This window comes from Halopseudomonas sp. L-58 (genome assembly GCF_056859475.1).
On record NZ_JBSXON010000056.1, the window covers coordinates 123,233 to 139,186 of the forward strand.

Annotated in this window: 14 protein-coding genes and 2 tRNA genes; 10 read left to right on the forward strand and 6 right to left on the reverse strand. The window is 60.1% G+C overall.

The window, feature by feature from the left end; translation table 11 throughout:
* The first annotated feature begins 2 nt into the window (after positions 1 to 2).
* The 9 genes from lolB to AC13EY_RS08630 all read left to right on the forward strand — a co-directional run bounded on the left by lolB (position 3) and on the right by AC13EY_RS08630 (position 8,424).
* A complete protein-coding gene (gene lolB / locus AC13EY_RS08590; protein ID WP_233048342.1) occupies positions 3 to 620 on the forward strand; it encodes a lipoprotein insertase outer membrane protein LolB in 618 nt (205 codons plus the stop codon).
* A complete protein-coding gene (gene ispE / locus AC13EY_RS08595; RefSeq protein ID WP_233048343.1) occupies positions 617 to 1,468 on the forward strand; it encodes a 4-(cytidine 5'-diphospho)-2-C-methyl-D-erythritol kinase in 852 nt (283 codons plus the stop codon). Before lolB ends, ispE begins: the two co-directional genes overlap by 4 nt.
* Positions 1,469 to 1,497: 29 nt before the next feature.
* Positions 1,498 to 1,572, forward strand: a tRNA-Gln gene (locus tag AC13EY_RS08600).
* A 120-nt stretch (positions 1,573 to 1,692) separates the two neighbouring features.
* Complete coding sequence (locus tag AC13EY_RS08605; RefSeq protein WP_088273144.1) at positions 1,693 to 2,634, forward strand: ribose-phosphate pyrophosphokinase; 942 nt, start codon at positions 1,693 to 1,695, stop codon at positions 2,632 to 2,634.
* A 93-nt stretch (positions 2,635 to 2,727) separates the two neighbouring features.
* Positions 2,728 to 3,348 (forward strand): 50S ribosomal protein L25/general stress protein Ctc, encoded by a 621-nt coding sequence (locus AC13EY_RS08610; protein ID WP_088273143.1) that lies wholly within the window; start codon positions 2,728 to 2,730, stop codon positions 3,346 to 3,348.
* A 44-nt stretch (positions 3,349 to 3,392) separates the two neighbouring features.
* Positions 3,393 to 3,968: an aminoacyl-tRNA hydrolase gene (pth, locus tag AC13EY_RS08615; RefSeq protein WP_088273889.1), complete on the forward strand. Its 576-nt coding sequence runs from the start codon at positions 3,393 to 3,395 to the stop codon at positions 3,966 to 3,968.
* Between the two features lie 37 nt (positions 3,969 to 4,005).
* Positions 4,006 to 5,106 (forward strand): redox-regulated ATPase YchF, encoded by a 1,101-nt coding sequence (gene ychF, locus AC13EY_RS08620; RefSeq protein ID WP_228246615.1) that lies wholly within the window; start codon positions 4,006 to 4,008, stop codon positions 5,104 to 5,106.
* Positions 5,107 to 5,290: 184 nt separating this feature from the next.
* Positions 5,291 to 8,224, forward strand: coding sequence for a DUF748 domain-containing protein (locus AC13EY_RS08625; protein WP_335600843.1), 2,934 nt, complete (start codon positions 5,291 to 5,293; stop codon positions 8,222 to 8,224).
* Between the two features lie 123 nt (positions 8,225 to 8,347).
* Positions 8,348 to 8,424, forward strand: a tRNA-Met gene (locus tag AC13EY_RS08630).
* A 66-nt stretch (positions 8,425 to 8,490) separates the two neighbouring features.
* Here AC13EY_RS08630 and AC13EY_RS08635 read toward each other — a convergent pair.
* From AC13EY_RS08635 to AC13EY_RS08655, 5 genes are read right to left on the reverse strand one after another with little or no spacing between them, the layout of a single operon-like run.
* Positions 8,491 to 9,483 carry an isocitrate/isopropylmalate family dehydrogenase gene (locus tag AC13EY_RS08635; protein WP_233048345.1) on the reverse strand — a complete coding sequence of 331 codons (993 nt, stop codon included), beginning with the start codon at positions 9,481 to 9,483 and terminating at the stop codon, positions 8,491 to 8,493.
* A complete protein-coding gene (locus tag AC13EY_RS08640; protein ID WP_233048346.1) occupies positions 9,483 to 10,382 on the reverse strand; it encodes a DMT family transporter in 900 nt (299 codons plus the stop codon). Before AC13EY_RS08640 ends, AC13EY_RS08635 begins: the two co-directional genes overlap by 1 nt.
* Before the next feature lie 4 nt (positions 10,383 to 10,386).
* Complete coding sequence (rimI, locus tag AC13EY_RS08645; protein WP_088273139.1) at positions 10,387 to 10,839, reverse strand: ribosomal protein S18-alanine N-acetyltransferase; 453 nt, start codon at positions 10,837 to 10,839, stop codon at positions 10,387 to 10,389.
* A complete protein-coding gene (locus AC13EY_RS08650; protein WP_233048347.1) occupies positions 10,836 to 11,597 on the reverse strand; it encodes a hypothetical protein in 762 nt (253 codons plus the stop codon). Before AC13EY_RS08650 ends, rimI begins: the two co-directional genes overlap by 4 nt.
* Positions 11,597 to 13,138, reverse strand: coding sequence for a 2-isopropylmalate synthase (locus AC13EY_RS08655; protein ID WP_228246610.1), 1,542 nt, complete (start codon positions 13,136 to 13,138; stop codon positions 11,597 to 11,599). Before AC13EY_RS08655 ends, AC13EY_RS08650 begins: the two co-directional genes overlap by 1 nt.
* Positions 13,139 to 13,369: 231 nt before the next feature.
* On the opposite strand from AC13EY_RS08655, the gene AC13EY_RS08660 reads away from it, so the two are divergent.
* Positions 13,370 to 15,031, forward strand: coding sequence for a long-chain-fatty-acid--CoA ligase (locus AC13EY_RS08660; protein WP_228246609.1), 1,662 nt, complete (start codon positions 13,370 to 13,372; stop codon positions 15,029 to 15,031).
* A 70-nt stretch (positions 15,032 to 15,101) separates the two neighbouring features.
* Here the strand turns inward: AC13EY_RS08660 and AC13EY_RS08665 are convergent, their stop codons facing one another.
* Positions 15,102 to 15,719: a class I SAM-dependent methyltransferase gene (locus AC13EY_RS08665; RefSeq protein WP_228246608.1), complete on the reverse strand. Its 618-nt coding sequence runs from the start codon at positions 15,717 to 15,719 to the stop codon at positions 15,102 to 15,104.
* Positions 15,720 to 15,954: the final 235 nt, after the last annotated feature.

The following is a 15,954-nucleotide window of genomic DNA, read 5'->3' on the forward strand; positions in this document are numbered from 1 at the left end:
ACATGTCCATGCTGCGCCTGCCTCTTTTGTTCTGCCTGCTGTTAACCCTGGCCGCCTGCGGCAGCCTGCATCAACGCGAAACCATCGAGTTTGGCGGCGACCAGAACGCCTGGAAAACCCACCGAGCACAACTGGAGCCGTTGGACCGCTGGATCCTGCAAGGCAAGATCGGCATCCGCAGCCCGCAAGAGTCGGGCAGCGGCACGCTGTTCTGGCTGCAGCGCCGAGCCTACTACGATATCCGCCTGTCAGGCCCTCTGGGGCGCGGAGCTACCCGCATTCAGGGCGACCGCAACAGCACCACGCTGGAGGTAGCCGGCCGGCCGACCGTCTCCGCCAGCTCGGCTGAAGACCTGGTCGCCGAACAGATAGGCTGGCACTTGCCGGTCGACCAGTTGCTCTGGTGGGTGCGCGGCCTGCCCGCACCGGATTCAGCCAGCCGCCTGCAGCTGGATAGCCAAAGCCGGCTGGGCCGTCTCAGCCAGAGCGGCTGGACAGTCGAATACAGCCGTTACCAGCAAGTTGACGGACTGGAACTTCCCCAACGTCTGCAGATATCAGGTCACGATCTGCTGCTGACGCTGGTCATCACCGACTGGAAACCCGGCATCACCGAATGAACACCGCGACACTCAGCCTGCCCGCACCGGCCAAACTGAATCTGTTCCTGCATGTTACCGGCCAGCGCGACGACGGCTACCACACACTGCAAACCCTGTTTCAGTTTCTCGACTACGGAGACACCCTGCATTTCAGCAGCCGCAGCGACGGCAAAATTGCCTTGCTGAGTGACCTGCCGGGCGTGGATGCGGAGGACAACCTGATCGTCCGCGCCGCGCGCCTGCTGAAAGAGGCCAGCAGTACACCACTGGGTGCCGACATCAAACTGGACAAGATTCTGCCCATGGGTGGCGGTATCGGTGGCGGCAGTTCAGACGCGGCTACCACCCTGCTTGGCCTCAACCACCTGTGGCAAACCGGCTTGAGCATCGACCAACTGGCCGAGCTGGGCATCCGCTTGGGCGCTGACGTCCCCGTCTTTGTCCGAGGGCATGCCGCCTGGGCCGAAGGAGTGGGCGAGCAATTGACCCCGGTAGAACTGGAAGAGCCCTGGTTCCTGGTAGTGGCGCCGGACTGCCCTGTCAGCACCGCTGAAATTTTTTCAGATGAGAGGTTGACGCGAAACTCATCGCCCATTACATTAGCGGCCTTCGTCGCAGGCGGTGGTCGGAATGACTGTCTGCCGGTCGTTACAACGCGTTACCCTGAAATTCGTAACACGTTGATCTTGCTAAACAAATATTGTGAGGCTAAGATGACCGGGACTGGCAGTTGCTTGTTTGGGGCCTTCCCAAACGAACGCGAAGCTGATAAAGTTCGCGCCCGGTTGCCAGCCACACTGCGAAGTTTTGTAGCAAGAGGTTGTAACGTTTCTCCGTTACACCGCGAACTGCAAAAGCAAGCATGACGGATGCAGCCGTGCATCCGGACAGATACAGGGGCGTCGCCAAGCGGTAAGGCAGCAGGTTTTGATCCTGCCATGCGTTGGTTCGAATCCAGCCGCCCCTGCCATTTTTCTCTCCGGCAGCAATCAACTACAGAATTGTTCAAGTCTGGCTGGTTGAGGCCGTTTCGGCATTCCCGCAGACCTGAATTCTCCACCTAGCCACTACCCACAAAAGGTATTGCTGCGTGTCCAAGATGATGGTTTTCACGGGGAACGCCAACCCCGATCTGGCACGGCGCGTCGTGCGTCAACTGCACATCCCGTTGGGCGACGCTACCGTCGGCCGATTCAGCGACGGTGAAGTCAACGTCGAGCTGAACGAAAACGTACGCGGCAAGGACGTCTTCATCCTGCAGCCCACCTGCGCCCCGACCAACGACAATCTGATGGAACTGATCGTCATGGCTGATGCCCTGCGTCGTTCCTCAGCCTCGCGAATCACCGCAGTGGTCCCCTACTTCGGTTATGCCCGCCAGGATCGCCGCCCGCGCTCGGCACGCGTTGCCATCAGCGCCAAGGTGGTCGCGGACATGCTCGACACCGTAGGCGTTGACCGCCTGCTGACCGTTGACCTGCACGCAGACCAGATCCAGGGCTTCTTCGACATCCCCGTCGACAACATTTACGGTTCGCCGGTGCTGATTGACGATATCCAGGATCAGCGCTTCGAGAATCTGATGATCGTCTCCCCGGACATCGGTGGCGTCGTGCGCGCACGCGCCGTAGCCAAGAGCCTCGGTGTCGATCTTGCCATCATCGACAAGCGTCGCCCCAAGGCCAACCAGTCCGAAGTGATGCATATCATCGGCGATGTAGAAGGCCGCACCTGCGTACTGGTCGACGACATGGTCGACACCGCCGGGACTCTCTGCCATGCCGCCAAGGCACTGAAGGATCACGGCGCCGCGCAGGTATTTGCCTATTGCACGCACCCGATCCTGTCCGGCAAGGCAATCGAGAACATTACCAATTCCGTGCTGGACGAGCTGGTGGTGACCAACACCATCCCGCTGACCCCGGCCGCTGCTGCCTGCGAGCGCATTCGCCAGCTGGACATGGCCCCGATTGTGGCCGAGGCCATGCGCCGTATCAGCAACGAAGAATCCATCAGCGCGATGTTCCGTTAAGGTACGAGCGCTGATTTAACAGCCCGCAAGGGCATCACCCATCACCCGATGCGTTGGTCGCAAATGCCCGGGTGAGTTAGCAAGGAGACTACAATGGTCGACTTCACTCTTAATGCGAAAGCGCGTACTGACCTGGGGAAAGGTGCGAGCCGCCGCCTGCGTCGTAACGCTGATCTGGTTCCCGCCATCGTTTACGGTGGTGACAAGGCTCCTCAGAACGTTGCTCTGGAAGCACGCGAACTGAAAAAAGCCCTGGAAAACGAAGCTTTCTACTCCCACGTCATCAGCCTGTCCATCGACGGCAAGAAAGAAGACGTGCTGCTGAAAGCACTGCAGCGTCACCCGGCCAAGCCGGTAATCATGCACGCTGACTTCCTGCGCGTTGTTGCCGGCCACGAAGTGACCGTCAACGTTCCGCTGCACTTCGTTAACGAAGACAGCTGTGCAGGCGTCAAGAAAGGCGGCGTTATCTCCCACACCATGACTGAAGTGGAAGTTCACTGCCTGCCGAAAGATCTGCCTGAGTTCATCGAAGTCGACATGGCTGCCGTTGAACTGGATCAGATCGTCCACCTGTCTGACCTGAAGCTGCCGAAAGGCGTTGCTATCACTGCTCTGGCTCAGGGCGCTGATCACAACCTGCCGGTTGCCAACGTCCACGCTGCTCGCGTTGCTGCTGACGCGCCGGCTGAAGGCGAGGAGTCCGCGGAGTAATCTCCCGCACGACTCTGAAGAGGGCGCCCGTTGTGACGCAGGGAATCAAGTTGATCGCTGGACTGGGAAATCCTGGCCCGGAATACGAACTGACCCGCCACAACGCTGGCGCCCTTTTTATTGAGCGTCTGGCCGCACGGCACAACACCAGCCTGCGTCCGGAGAGCAAGTTTTTTGGCCTGACGGCACGCATCAGCGTGAACGGTCAGGACGTTCGCCTGTTGATACCCACTACCTTTATGAACCGCAGCGGTCAGGCCGTCGCCGCGCTGGCGAGCTTCTATCGCATTGCACCCGAAGAAATTCTCATTGCCCACGACGAGCTGGATTTACCCCCGGGCGTGGTCAAGTGCAAGAAAGGTGGCGGACACGGCGGACACAACGGTCTGCGCGACATCATCGCCAAACTGGGCAACAACAACGGCTTTCACCGCCTGAGACTGGGTATCGGCCACCCCGGCCACAGTTCACAGGTGACCGGCTTTGTACTGGGCCGCGCGCCCCGCGCCGAGCAGGATGCGCTGGATGCCTGCATCGACGAGGCCATCGGCGAACTGCCGGGCATGGTCGAAGGCAACTGGACCGCCGTCATGCAACGCCTGCACAGCTTCAAGGCCTGAATCTCATTACGCCGAACCAACGGCAGAGGACAACACCATGGGTTTTAACTGCGGCATCGTCGGACTGCCCAACGTCGGCAAATCCACCCTGTTCAATGCACTGACCAAAGCCGGTATCGGTGCCGAGAACTTCCCCTTCTGCACCATCGAGCCGAACAGTGGCGTGGTCCCCATGCCCGATGCCCGCCTGGACGCCCTGGCCGCCATCGTCAAGCCCGAGCGCGTCATCCCGACCAGCATGGAGTTCGTCGATATCGCCGGCCTGGTAGAAGGCGCCTCCAAAGGTGAAGGCCTGGGCAACAAGTTCCTGGCCAACATCCGTGAGACCGACGCCATCGCCCACGTGGTGCGCTGCTTTGAAGACGACAACGTCATCCACGTTTCCAACAGCGTCAACCCGCGCCGCGACATCGAAACCATTGATCTGGAACTGATCTTCGCCGACCTGGAAAGCTGCGAGAAACAGTTGCAGCGCGTTGCCCGCAACGCCAAGGGTGGCGACAAGGAAGCAGTCGCACAGAAGGCGCTGCTGGAACAGCTGATTCCGCACTTTGAAGAAGGCAAGCCCGCCCGCTCGCTGCTGAAAAACCTCAGCCCGGAAGAGCGCCAGCTGGCCAAGGGTTTCCACCTGCTGACCAACAAGCCGGTGATGTATATCGCCAACGTCTCCGAAGAAGGCTTCGAGAACAACCCGCATCTTGACGTGGTGCGCGAGATAGCCGCGGAAGAAGGCGCGGTCGTGGTTCCGGTCTGCAACAAGATCGAAGCGGAAATCGCCGAGCTGGATGACGACGAGGAAAAGCAGATGTTCCTCGAAACCATGGGCATGGAAGAACCGGGCCTGAACCGCGTAATCCGTGCCGGCTACGAGCTGCTAGGTCTGCAGACCTACTTCACCGCCGGGGTGAAGGAAGTACGCGCCTGGACCGTCAAGATCGGCGCCACCGCACCGCAGGCCGCCGCCGTCATCCACACCGACTTCGAGAAGGGCTTTATCCGTGCCGAAGTCGTCGCCTATAACGACTTCATTCAGTACAACGGCGAAAGCGGTGCCAAGGAAGCCGGCAAATGGCGCCTGGAAGGCAAGGAATACATCGTCAAGGATGGCGACGTAATGCACTTCCGTTTCAACGTCTGACCTCTCCGGCAGTCGAAGGCCCCGCACGCAACCGCGTCCGGGGCTTTTTTGTTTGATCAACCTCCCCTCGTTCGGTGCAAAGGACTGACACCGAGACCAATGCAGTCAGCCGCAGCCCGTTCACGCCCCACCCATACGATTCCCGTGCCATACTCCCAGTGCTCCATGTTGTTGCGAGAATCCCATGCGCTTACGCAAGAAAACGCTGTTTGTTTCACTGCTGACGGCCCTGTTTGCCTACACCCTGATTGGCGCCCTGCTGCTGCCCGCGATCATCCTGCACGTCGCCAACCAGCAGCTGAATCGGTTCGCTACGGTGCCAGCCAAACTGGAGCGCGTCGAGTTCAACCCATTCAGCTTCGAAGCAACCCTCTGGAATTTGCATATCGGTGCGCCTGGTGCGCCGCAGATCGCTTTCCGCCGTGCCTACGCCAACCTGCAGCTCGACAGCCTCTGGCATGGCGCCCTGCATCTTTCCGACGTTGAACTGGAGCGCGCATACGTCGATGCCCGCCTTGATGCCGAGGGTGGGCTGAACCTTCTGCAGCTATTTGATCTGCCAGCATCGGAGCCCCGGGAACAGGACCCGAACGCCCAACCGTTCCCGGTCCTGGTCGACCGCATTGCACTGATCAGTAACAGCGCAAACTTCCAGGATCTGCGCCCCTCCGAGGCCGTGGAGTTTGCCTATGACGCCATCTCGCTCGAGCTGCACAACCTCAGCACGCTGCCCGACAACCAGGGCAACCTCAGGCTGACGGCCTCCGGCCCCTATGGCGCGACCCTTGATTGGGATGGCCGGCTCAGCCTGTCACCTCTGCGCGCCAGCGGCCGCATCAGCTTGCACGCTGCCAAACTGCAGACCGTCTGGCCTTACGTGCATGAGCGCTTGCCGCTATTGCTGCAAAGCGGCGCAATCAGCGCCAGCACCGACTATCACATCGACCTGTCCGAGCACACCGATGTTCGCCTGAGCAACGCACGCCTTGATCTCGACAGCCTGATCATCGACCACAACGACAAGCCCCTGCTGCGCGTCCCGTCATTGAGCATCAACGACGGCTCGCTCGACATCGCGGCCCGCCAGGCCCGCCTTGGCAGCATCCAGAGTCAGGGGCTGGAGGCCTGGGCTGCCCGTCTGGAAAATGGTCAGATTGATCTGCTTGCACTGCTTCCCAAGCCGGCAACCGAAGACGCGCCGTCAACTGACCAGGACGCAGCGCCAGCCGCCTCCGCCAGCACTGAAGACGCAGAGACCGAAGCAACCAGGCCGCAACAGGCACCACAACCGGCATGGCAGTTACAGGTTGCCCAGGCAGACCTCAGCGGCTACCAGCTGCACCTGCAGGACCGCCTGCCCGATACCGACGTCAATCTGGAGCTCGCGCCGCTCAACATCAGCATCAGCGACTTTGACAGCGCAGCCTCAACACCTTTCAGGCTCCAATTGCAGACTGGCGTGAACGGCGACGGCAACCTGAGTGCCGCCGGCGAGGTAAATCTGCGTCCGCTGTCAGCCAACCTCGACATTGCCAGCCGAGATATCAACCTCCAGCTCGCCCGCGCCTACGTGGAACCACTGGTGGATATACAGTTGCGCAGCGGCCTGATGGATGGCGACCTGAAGCTGCAGCTGCGGGGCACCGCTCCCCTTGACCTGGCCATCACCGGCGAGGCCAGCGTCAGCCAACTGCATGTGGTGGACTCTGACCGCAAGCGGGATCTGCTGAAATGGCAACAGCTGCAGGTCACCGGCATCAACTACCGGAGCGACAGCCTGAGCATCGAACGCATCAGCCTGCAACGCCCCTACGTGCGTTTCATCGTCAACGAGAACCTGACCACCAACTTCAGCGACCTGATCGTCAAGCAACCCGGCCAGCCGGAACCCAGCACGCCGGCCAGCGACAAGCCGCCAATGGCACTGCGCATTGGCGGTATCGATATCCATGACGGCTCCGCCAACTTTGCCGACTTCAGCCTTACCCCCAACTTTGCCACCGCAATGGGCCAGCTGAACGGCCGGATCAGCACCATCGACAATCAGCGTCCGCTGGTTGCCAATGTCGATATCAGCGGCCGCGTAGACCGCTATGCGCCCGTCACCATCAAGGGCGGGCTCACACCCTTTGATCCGCTCAACAGCCTGGATATCGCTACCCGCTTCCGCAACGTCGAGCTGACGACCCTGACCCCCTACTCCGGCAAGTTCGCCGGCTACCGCATCCGCAAGGGGCGCATGAACCTGGACCTGGAATACCGCATCCAGCAAGGACAGCTGAATGCCCAGAACAAACTGCTCCTGGAGGGCCTGCAACTGGGAGAGAAAGTCGACAGCCCGGACGCCGTCGACCTGCCGGTGCGCCTGGCCGTGGCCCTGCTGAAGGACACCAAGGGCAACATTGACCTGTCGATCCCGGTATCGGGCGATCTCAACAACCCCGAATTCAGCGTTATGCCGCTGGTCTGGCAAACCCTGCGCAACCTGCTATTGCGGGCAACACAGGCGCCGTTCAAATTCATCGCCGGACTGGTATCCGGAGACCAGGCGGACATCAGCCAGATCAGCTTCGCGGCCGGCAGCACCGAGCTCGATGGCACCGCGCAAAGCGCTCTGGATACCCTCGCTCAGGCCCTGCAGGAACGCCCTGCCCTGATTCTCGAAGTCCAGGGACGCAGCGCCATCGAGCAGGACGGCCCTCCTCTGGCAGCCGAGCGACTGGAGACCGAGTATCAGCGGCTGCAGTACCAGATTCTGCAGAACAGCGGCGAGAAACTGCCCGCCGACCCCAGTGAGCTTGTTGTCGAAGACGAGGACAAGCCAATTCTGCTGGAAGCCATTTACCGCACCCAACTGAAACAACAGCCGCCGACCGACTGGGCCGAACTTGAACCCGAAGAGCGCACCACCCGACTGCGCCAGGCCGTGCTCACGCACTGGCGAGCCAGTCAACTGATGCTGCGTCGACTGGCCCAGCTCCGAGCCAGCAATATCAAGGGCTACCTGACCGAGCGCGCGGGAATGCAGGCAGAACGGGTATTCCAGATCGACGTCAGCATTACCGAAGACAGCGGCGAAGAAAACGTCAGCGTCCCCATGCAGCTCGACAGCAACTGAGTCGGAACAGCACAATCCGCTCTGCGCACTGGCGTCGGTTAAATAATTGAAAAGGCAGATAAAAAAGTTTTGGAAAGAGGGTTGACAACATTTGCGCAGAAATGAATAATGCGCGCCTCGGATGGCTACATAGCTCAGTTGGTTAGAGCACAGCATTCATAATGCTGGTGTCCCAGGTTCAAGTCCCGGTGTAGCCACCAACCTTTTCAAAGGCTTAGCTTCGGCTAGGCCTTTTTTTATGTTTCCACGTATAGCCTGTCGTCGTCCTACAGCCTGCTGATCACCCCGTCGGCAATAATCTCTGTGGTGCGATCAGCAAAATCAACTGCACCCGCCTCGACCAGAAAGCCCTCAACCGCCGCATCCAGTCGCGCGGCCAGTTCTGGTTGCTGCCAGTGATATCTCAACAGTAAGGCCGCGCTCAGCAGGGCCGCAATAGGGTTGGCCCGGCCGGTTCCGACGATATCCGGTGCGCTGCCGTGTACCGGTTCGGCAAGGGCAATGCCCTGTCCCCAGTTGAGCGACGGCGCCATGCCAAGCCCACCTGACCAGTGACAGGCCAGATCGGACAGGATGTCGCCAAACAGATTGGTGGTGGCCAGCACATCAAAGCTTTCCGGCGACTCGACCAGCTGCAGTGCCGCAACGTCTACCAGTCGCTCGTCTACCTGAGCCTCCCAGCCGTGCACGGCGAGCACCTGACGACAGGTGTCGCGAAACAGCCCACAGGTTAGCGGCAGCACATTGGCCTTGTGGGCCAGTGTCACCCTGTGGGCGCTTCGCTGTTCGGCCACCTCGACGATTCGCGCAGCGAACTGTTCGCAGGCCGCCCGGCTGATCTGTCGCTCGGCAATCGCAATGCCTTCGCTCTCCATGTGCTCGCGACCAACGTACAGCCCTTCGCTGTTCTCCCGCAGAATAAGCATGTCGACACCGCTGCGGGGCGAGATGACTGGCCAGCTCCGCACCGGGCGCAGGTTGCAGTTCAGGCCGAGCTGTTGGCGCAGGGTGAGAATGGCGCTGCGATACCCGGCAACCTTGCGCGCCGGTGATGAGACAGCGCCAAACAGCCCGGCACCGGTCGCTCGCAGACTCTCCAGCGTGGCTTCCGGAACAGACGAGCCGCTACGCTGAAAGCACTCCCATCCAGCATCAGCCGCGTGCGTCTGCAGACCGGGCACCAGTCGCCTGAGCGCAGAAACGGCAACCGGTATGACCTCGTGACCAATCCCGTCACCGGGAATAACACACAGCTGCATCAGGCTTTCCGTCCCTGCCAGGTCGCAAGCAACAGGCCGACAAACGTCAGCGCACCGCCAGCCAGGTGATAGGCGTGCAATTGCTCGCCCAGCAGCAAGATACCGAGCAGCGAGGCGAATATCGGCATCAGATAACTAAACAGTGAGGCTGTTGCCGGCCCCAGTACGCGCACGCCATGGTTCCAGGCGGAGTAGGCAACCAGCGACGCCATTACGGCGGTGTAGCCAATCGCGCCGAATGCCTGAGGCGACCAGGGCATGCTACCGTGCGCGTTCAACTCCCATAGATAGAACGGCAACAGCAGTGGTACACCGCACAGCAGCATGGCCGCCAGCAAGGTAAACCCTGGCACCGGAACCGGCCAGCGCCGCAGCAGAACCGAGTACAGGCCCCAGGCAAGCACCGCCAGCACCATTATCAGGTCGCCCCGATTAAAGCCAATCTGCAGCAATTGCCATGGCTTGCCAGCGCTGAGAATCAGCAACAAGCCGAGAAATGACAGTAATGTGCCAAGCAGCGTCAGCCGTGTCGGCCACTGCCGCAGTAATACGACAGACCAGATAAAGGCAGCGACCGGCAAGCCGGTGTTGACCAGCGTAATGTTGATCGCGGTGGTGCTTTGCGCGGCCAGGTACAGGAGAGTGTTGTAGGAGGAGATACTCAGCGCCGCAAGTATCGCGATCTGTTTCCAATGCACTGAGAGCAGATCGCGGTGCCGATACAGGCTCGGCAAGGTGAATGGCAGCAACAACAGCAGCGCGGTCAACCAGCGCCAGAAGGACAAGCCGATCGGCGGCAACATACCGGCAGTGGCCCTTGCAACCAATGCATTGCCCGCCCAAGCCAGCGTGCAGATCACCAGGCCGACAATGGCGCCGTTACGACGTGCGTTGGACATGGGCTCAGTCGATCAGCGAGCAGGCCATGACCAGCGCGTCTTCGCGCCCACCCACTGCCGGGTAGTAGTTCTTGCGCCGACCAATTTCGTTAAAGCCGTAACGCTCGTATAGTCGCGCTGCACTCTGGTTGGATTCGCGCACTTCGAGGAACGTAACCTCGGCATCACGCGCCTTGGCCTGCTGCATCAAGTGATCAAGCAACGCCAGACCATAGCCGTTGCCCTGACTCTCGGGCTTGATGGTAATGTTGAGCAAATGCGACTCGCCGGCAGCAGCCGAGAGTACGCCGTGCCCGACCTGCTGCTGTCCGCTGAAGGCGAGCCAGCACTCATGCCCCGAACGGATGCAATCCAAAAAAATGCCGCGTGTCCAGGGATGACTGAATGCGGCAAACTCGACCGCCAGCACCGCATCCAGATCCGACTCCTGCATGCGGCGAAAGGACAACGTACTCATGACTTCTCCTGCCAGCGCGATCGCACACGGCGTAACAACGTCCACAACGCCGCTTTTTCCTGCGGGCGCTTGAGCAGGCTGTCGAGGCTGGGCGCAAACCACACGGGCGGCAAGCCGTCGACAGATTCTTCGCAGCCGAGCAACGCATCAGCCTGGGTCAGATCGGTTTCAACAAGCAGGGTATTCATAACACCAAAGCAGCCGACCGAAACGATCTGCTGTGACTCCAGCCGAGCCTGCAAGAAGGCCAGCAACCCGCGATTAGCCGCAGCAGCACTGCGGTCCAGCTGCGGGTTACGGTTGAGCGGCCAGCGAAAATCAGCGACCAGTGTCGGACGGTCCGGGAGTTGCACCGCACGCAAAATGTCCTGCATCAGGATAAAGCCGGGCATCGCGCTTTCCAGCCCTGGCTCGGGTGTTTCAATCAGCAACATGCACGGACCGGATTGCCAGAGCTGCAGGTAGAACGCTGCGACCGGCTCCGCCGCGGGGCCTTTTTTCACCGGCTCGGGGACCGGCGCCGGCGGAGCAGGAACAGGAGCTGGCGCGACTGTCGGTTTGACTGGCCTTGGCACCTCAACGCGCGGCGCTGCGATGCTTTGCCCGGCAGGCGCAGCCTCAGCCTCCGCCGCGGACACCTCTGGCTCCGGCAGCAGCAGTGCAGGCGCACGCGCGGGCACCGCCGCAAGCGGTTTGCGCGGCATCCAGTTGGTAACGCCCAGAGCCTCCAGGTAAGCGAGGCGAGTCGCTTCGTACATCAAACGTCTGCCGCTTGCGGATGAGCCCGGTAAGCGCCTTCGCGCATGAGATTCAGCGCATTGATATACGCCTTGGCCGACGCGACCACGATATCAGTGTCAGCACCGTTACCGTTGACGATTCGCCCGGCCTTTTCAAGCCGCACCGTTACCTCGCCCTGAGAGTCGGTACCCTGGGTAATCGCATTAACCGAATACAGCTGCAGGCTGGCTTGCGACCCGACAATCTGCTCAATCGCCTTGAACGTCGCATCCACCGGCCCGGAGCCTTCTGCACTTGAGGTCTTCTCTACGCCATCCACGGTCAGCTGCACCGTCGCAACCGGAATCTCGCCCATGCATGAGGTAACCTCCAGGTGGACCAGGCGAATGTGCTCTTCCACTTCGGTCAGGGTATCGGTTACCAGGGCCTGCAGATCTTCGTCGAAGATTTCGTGCTTGCGATCGGCCAGTTGCTTGAACCGGGCGAAAGCCGCGTTCAGCGCCTCGCCACTGAGTTCAATACCCAGCTCCTCAAGCCGTGAACGGAACGCGTTACGGCCTGACAATTTGCCAAGTGACAATTTGTTGGTATGCCAGCCAACCGACTGGGCACTCATGATTTCGTAGGTTTCCCGATGCTTGAGTACCCCGTCCTGATGGATGCCGGACTCATGGGCAAAGGCGTTGGCACCTACGATTGCCTTGTTCGGCTGCACCGGAAAGCCGGTAATACCCGAAACCAGACGCGACGCCGCAAGGATGTTCTCGGTTTGGATGCGGGTCTCAACGTTAAGCAGGTCCTTACGGGTCTTGATCGCCATGACGATCTCTTCCAGCGCAGCGTTGCCGGCCCGCTCGCCAAGACCGTTGATGGTGCATTCGACCTGGCGCGCGCCCGCGGTTACCGCCGCCAGCGAGTTGGCCACCGCAAGGCCAAGATCATTGTGACAATGAACAGAGAAGATCGCCTTGTCGGCGTTCGGCACCCGGGTAATGATCTGACGGATAGTGTCGGCAAACTGATGCGGGATGGCGTAGCCAACCGTATCGGGGATATTGATGGTGCGCGCGCCGGCGTCGATGGCGGCCTCGATGATGCGGCAGAGGAAGTCGATCTCCGAGCGACCCGCATCCTCGCAGGAAAACTCGACATCCGGGCAGAGATTGCGCGCACGCTTGACCGCACGCACCGCCTGCTCAACCACCTGATCCGGCGGCAGACGCAGCTTGTGCTGCATGTGAATCGGACTGGTAGCGATAAAGGTATGGATACGACCTGCATTGGCGCCGGCCAGCGCCTCGGCCGCACGGTCGATATCGGCATCCATGGCTCGGGACAGACTGCACACGACACTGTCCTGAATGGTATCGGCGATCAGTTTGACCGCCTCAAAGTCACCGGGACTCGCGATTGCAAAACCGGCCTCGATGACATCGACGCGCAGCTTCTCCAGCGCACGAGCAATGCGCAGCTTCTCGTCCTTGGTCATGGACGCGCCGGGGCTCTGCTCCCCGTCACGCAGTGTGGTATCGAAGATGATTACCTGATTCTGTGTCATACCTGCAGCCCTCTCCCGTGGTCACGTCATCGCGTTACCCTTAGTCGCTAACTATACCCGATCCACACCCATCGGCGGGACGCCGACTAAGCGCTGTTTATTGCCTGCTAACACGAGAGTGCAGTTTGATTCCCCTTGGACCCGCCGCCACCTATGCTGCGAACATGCCCAAATACAACAGTCGGTGCGCTCCCCGGGATAACGCACCGACAATAACAGGAGACTGGATGCATGTTTGATCGTCATTTTGCAGTATGGCCGGAGCAGGTACCCCGCAAGCTGGAGCTACCCGCAACCAACCTGTATCACAACATCACCGTCTCGGCACTGCGCTATCCGCAACACCCTGCCATTCATTACTACGGCACCGACATCAGCTACCGCGAACTTCAGGACGAGACCGAACGCCTGGCCGGTTACCTGCAAAAGGCCGGCGTGCAGGCTGGCGATCGGGTGCTGCTCTATATGCAGAACAGCCCACAGTACATCATTGGGTTTTTCGCCATCCTGCGGGCAAACGCGGTGGTCGTACCCGTCAATCCGATGAACCGTACTGCCGAACTGGCCTATCTGATCGAAGACACGCAGGCGCCGGTCGCACTGTGTGGCCAGGAACTCAGCGAGTTCGTTGCGCCACATATTGGCAACAGCAGTCTGCGCGAGGTGATTGTCAGCGCCTACAGCGAGTACGTCAGGAAGCCAACTGACCTGCCGCTGCCCGAAGCTGTTGCAGAACCGGCGGCGGCCGCTACAGGCGAAGAAGGTGTAACCCGATGGCAGGATGCGCTCAATGCAAGCCTGCAGCCCGGCCCACTGACAGCAGGGCCACAGGACCTGTGCGTCATTCCCTACAGTTCCGGCACAACCGGCAACCCCAAGGGCTGCGTGCACACCCATCACAGTGTCATGGCCACCACCGTTTATGGTGCGGCCTGGGTCAACACCCAGCACAGCTGCATTCACCTGGTATCGGTACCGATGTTCCATGTGACCGGCATGCAATCATGCATGAATTCGACGCTGTATGCCGGCGGCACACTGGTTGTCATGACGCGCTGGGACCGCAAGGTCGCTGCCACCCTGATCGAGCGACTGAAGATCAATACCTGGCGCAACATCTCGACCATGGTCGTCGACATGCTGTCTGACCCTGATATCGACAAGTACGACATTAGCTCGCTCACCGGCATTGGTGGTGGTGGTGCAGCCATGCCGGCAGCCGTGGCGGCCAAACTCAAAGAGAAAACCGGCCTTACCTACATGGAAGGTTACGGCCTGTCCGAAACAATCGCTGCTACGCACGTCAACCCGCCGTTGGCGTGCAAGCCACAGTGCCTGGGCATTCCCTTCATCGGTGTCGACTCACGCGTCATTGACGTGGAAACGCTAAAGGAAGTGGAGCCTGGTGTCACCGGGGAGATCATCATGCGCGGAGAGCAGATATTCCAAGGCTACTGGAACCGCCCCGACGCTACCGAAGAGGCGTTTATTGAACTCGACGGTCATCGCTTCTTCCGCTCCGGTGATCTGGGTTACTACGACGAAGAGGGTTACTTCTTCCTAGTTGACCGCGTCAAACGCATGATTAACGCATCCGGCTTCAAGGTATGGCCTGCGGAAGTCGAATCCTTGATGTACGCCCATCCGGCAATCCAGGAAGTCTGTGTCATCTCTGCGCCGCACGAGCGCCGAGGGGAGACAGTCAAGGCCATCGTGGTACTCGCGGCTGGCAAGGAAAACACCAGCGAGCAGGACATCATCAGTTGGTGCCATGAGAATATGGCAGCGTACAAATGCCCACAAATGGTCTCTTTTGCCGACAGCATCCCCAAGTCACCAACAGGCAAGCTGATGTGGCGTCACCTGCAGGACCTGGAATGGGGACGCGCCTGAGCATTGCCCTTGAAAATGCCACAACAAAAAAGCGCCCATGGGCGCTTTTTTGTTGTCACTGAACTGTCTATCAATCCTTATTTGCGACCCCTTCATATATGAACGTCATCGGCCGCGGTCCCTTGATGTAACCGGCACCCATTTCCTCGATTGAAAACCCGGCGTCACGTATCAATGCCGGGATATTCCTATCAAGATGACAACCGCCTGCCCAGGGTTTCCACCATGGTGTAAGACGATGCTGCCACCGCTGAACACCGGGCTCAGGAGCCAAACCGTGTTCACAAAACAACAGTTTTCCACCATCACGTAGTACGCGGTGCATTTCCCGCAACGCGGGCAAGGGATCGGCAATACTGCAGAGCGTGAAGGTCATGACGATAGTGTCGAAGCAACGGTCATCGGCGTGTATTCCCCGTACATCGACAGCGACCATGTCGACAGGGAAATCCACGTCAGCGCTGCGTCGCTGCGCCAACGCCTGCATCTGTGCGGCCGGGTCCACACCAATAAGTCGCGTAACCCTGGCCGGGTCGTAGTAGCGCAGATTTAGCCCGGTACCGATGCCGATCTCCAGCACCTCGCCGTGCGCTCGGGGCACCAGTCGCGCGCGCCGTGCCATAACATCCCCCATGCCGCAGGCGGTATCGATCAATCTTGGTAGAACATAACGATCGTATAAGCCCATATCCCCTCCCAAGTGTCACTGCTGCAGTTTAGCACCAGGCAGACGAAATCAGAGGATGAACGGTGTCACGACAGCGAGAGGAAAAGCTGGTATTTGGGTCGCGGTAGGGACGGCAGTTACCTGCCGCCCCCCGCACAGATCCGTACGTGCGGAACTACCGCATACGGCTCCTGCCTCGGGTATGTGACGCGAAGCGATCCTCAGGGTAAGGATGTGCATTTCTAGGTCTAGGTAT

Bases quoted from the DNA above. Each gene is read 5' to 3' on its own strand.
- lolB (WP_233048342.1), top strand. From the start codon at position 3: ATGTCCATGCTGCGCCTGCCTCTTTTGTTCTGCCTGCTGTTAACCCTG.
- ispE (WP_233048343.1), top strand. From the start codon at position 617: ATGAACACCGCGACACTCAGCCTGCCCGCACCGGCCAAACTGAATCTG.
- AC13EY_RS08610 (WP_088273143.1), top strand. From the start codon at position 2,728: ATGGTCGACTTCACTCTTAATGCGAAAGCGCGTACTGACCTGGGGAAA.
- ychF (WP_228246615.1), top strand. From the start codon at position 4,006: ATGGGTTTTAACTGCGGCATCGTCGGACTGCCCAACGTCGGCAAATCC.
- AC13EY_RS08625 (WP_335600843.1), top strand. From the start codon at position 5,291: ATGCGCTTACGCAAGAAAACGCTGTTTGTTTCACTGCTGACGGCCCTG.
- AC13EY_RS08635 (WP_233048345.1), bottom strand. From the start codon at position 9,483: ATGCAGCTGTGTGTTATTCCCGGTGACGGGATTGGTCACGAGGTCATA.
- AC13EY_RS08640 (WP_233048346.1), bottom strand. From the start codon at position 10,382: ATGTCCAACGCACGTCGTAACGGCGCCATTGTCGGCCTGGTGATCTGC.
- rimI (WP_088273139.1), bottom strand. From the start codon at position 10,839: ATGAGTACGTTGTCCTTTCGCCGCATGCAGGAGTCGGATCTGGATGCG.
- AC13EY_RS08650 (WP_233048347.1), bottom strand. From the start codon at position 11,597: ATGTACGAAGCGACTCGCCTCGCTTACCTGGAGGCTCTGGGCGTTACC.
- AC13EY_RS08655 (WP_228246610.1), bottom strand. From the start codon at position 13,138: ATGACACAGAATCAGGTAATCATCTTCGATACCACACTGCGTGACGGG.
- AC13EY_RS08660 (WP_228246609.1), top strand. From the start codon at position 13,370: ATGTTTGATCGTCATTTTGCAGTATGGCCGGAGCAGGTACCCCGCAAG.
- AC13EY_RS08665 (WP_228246608.1), bottom strand. From the start codon at position 15,719: ATGGGCTTATACGATCGTTATGTTCTACCAAGATTGATCGATACCGCC.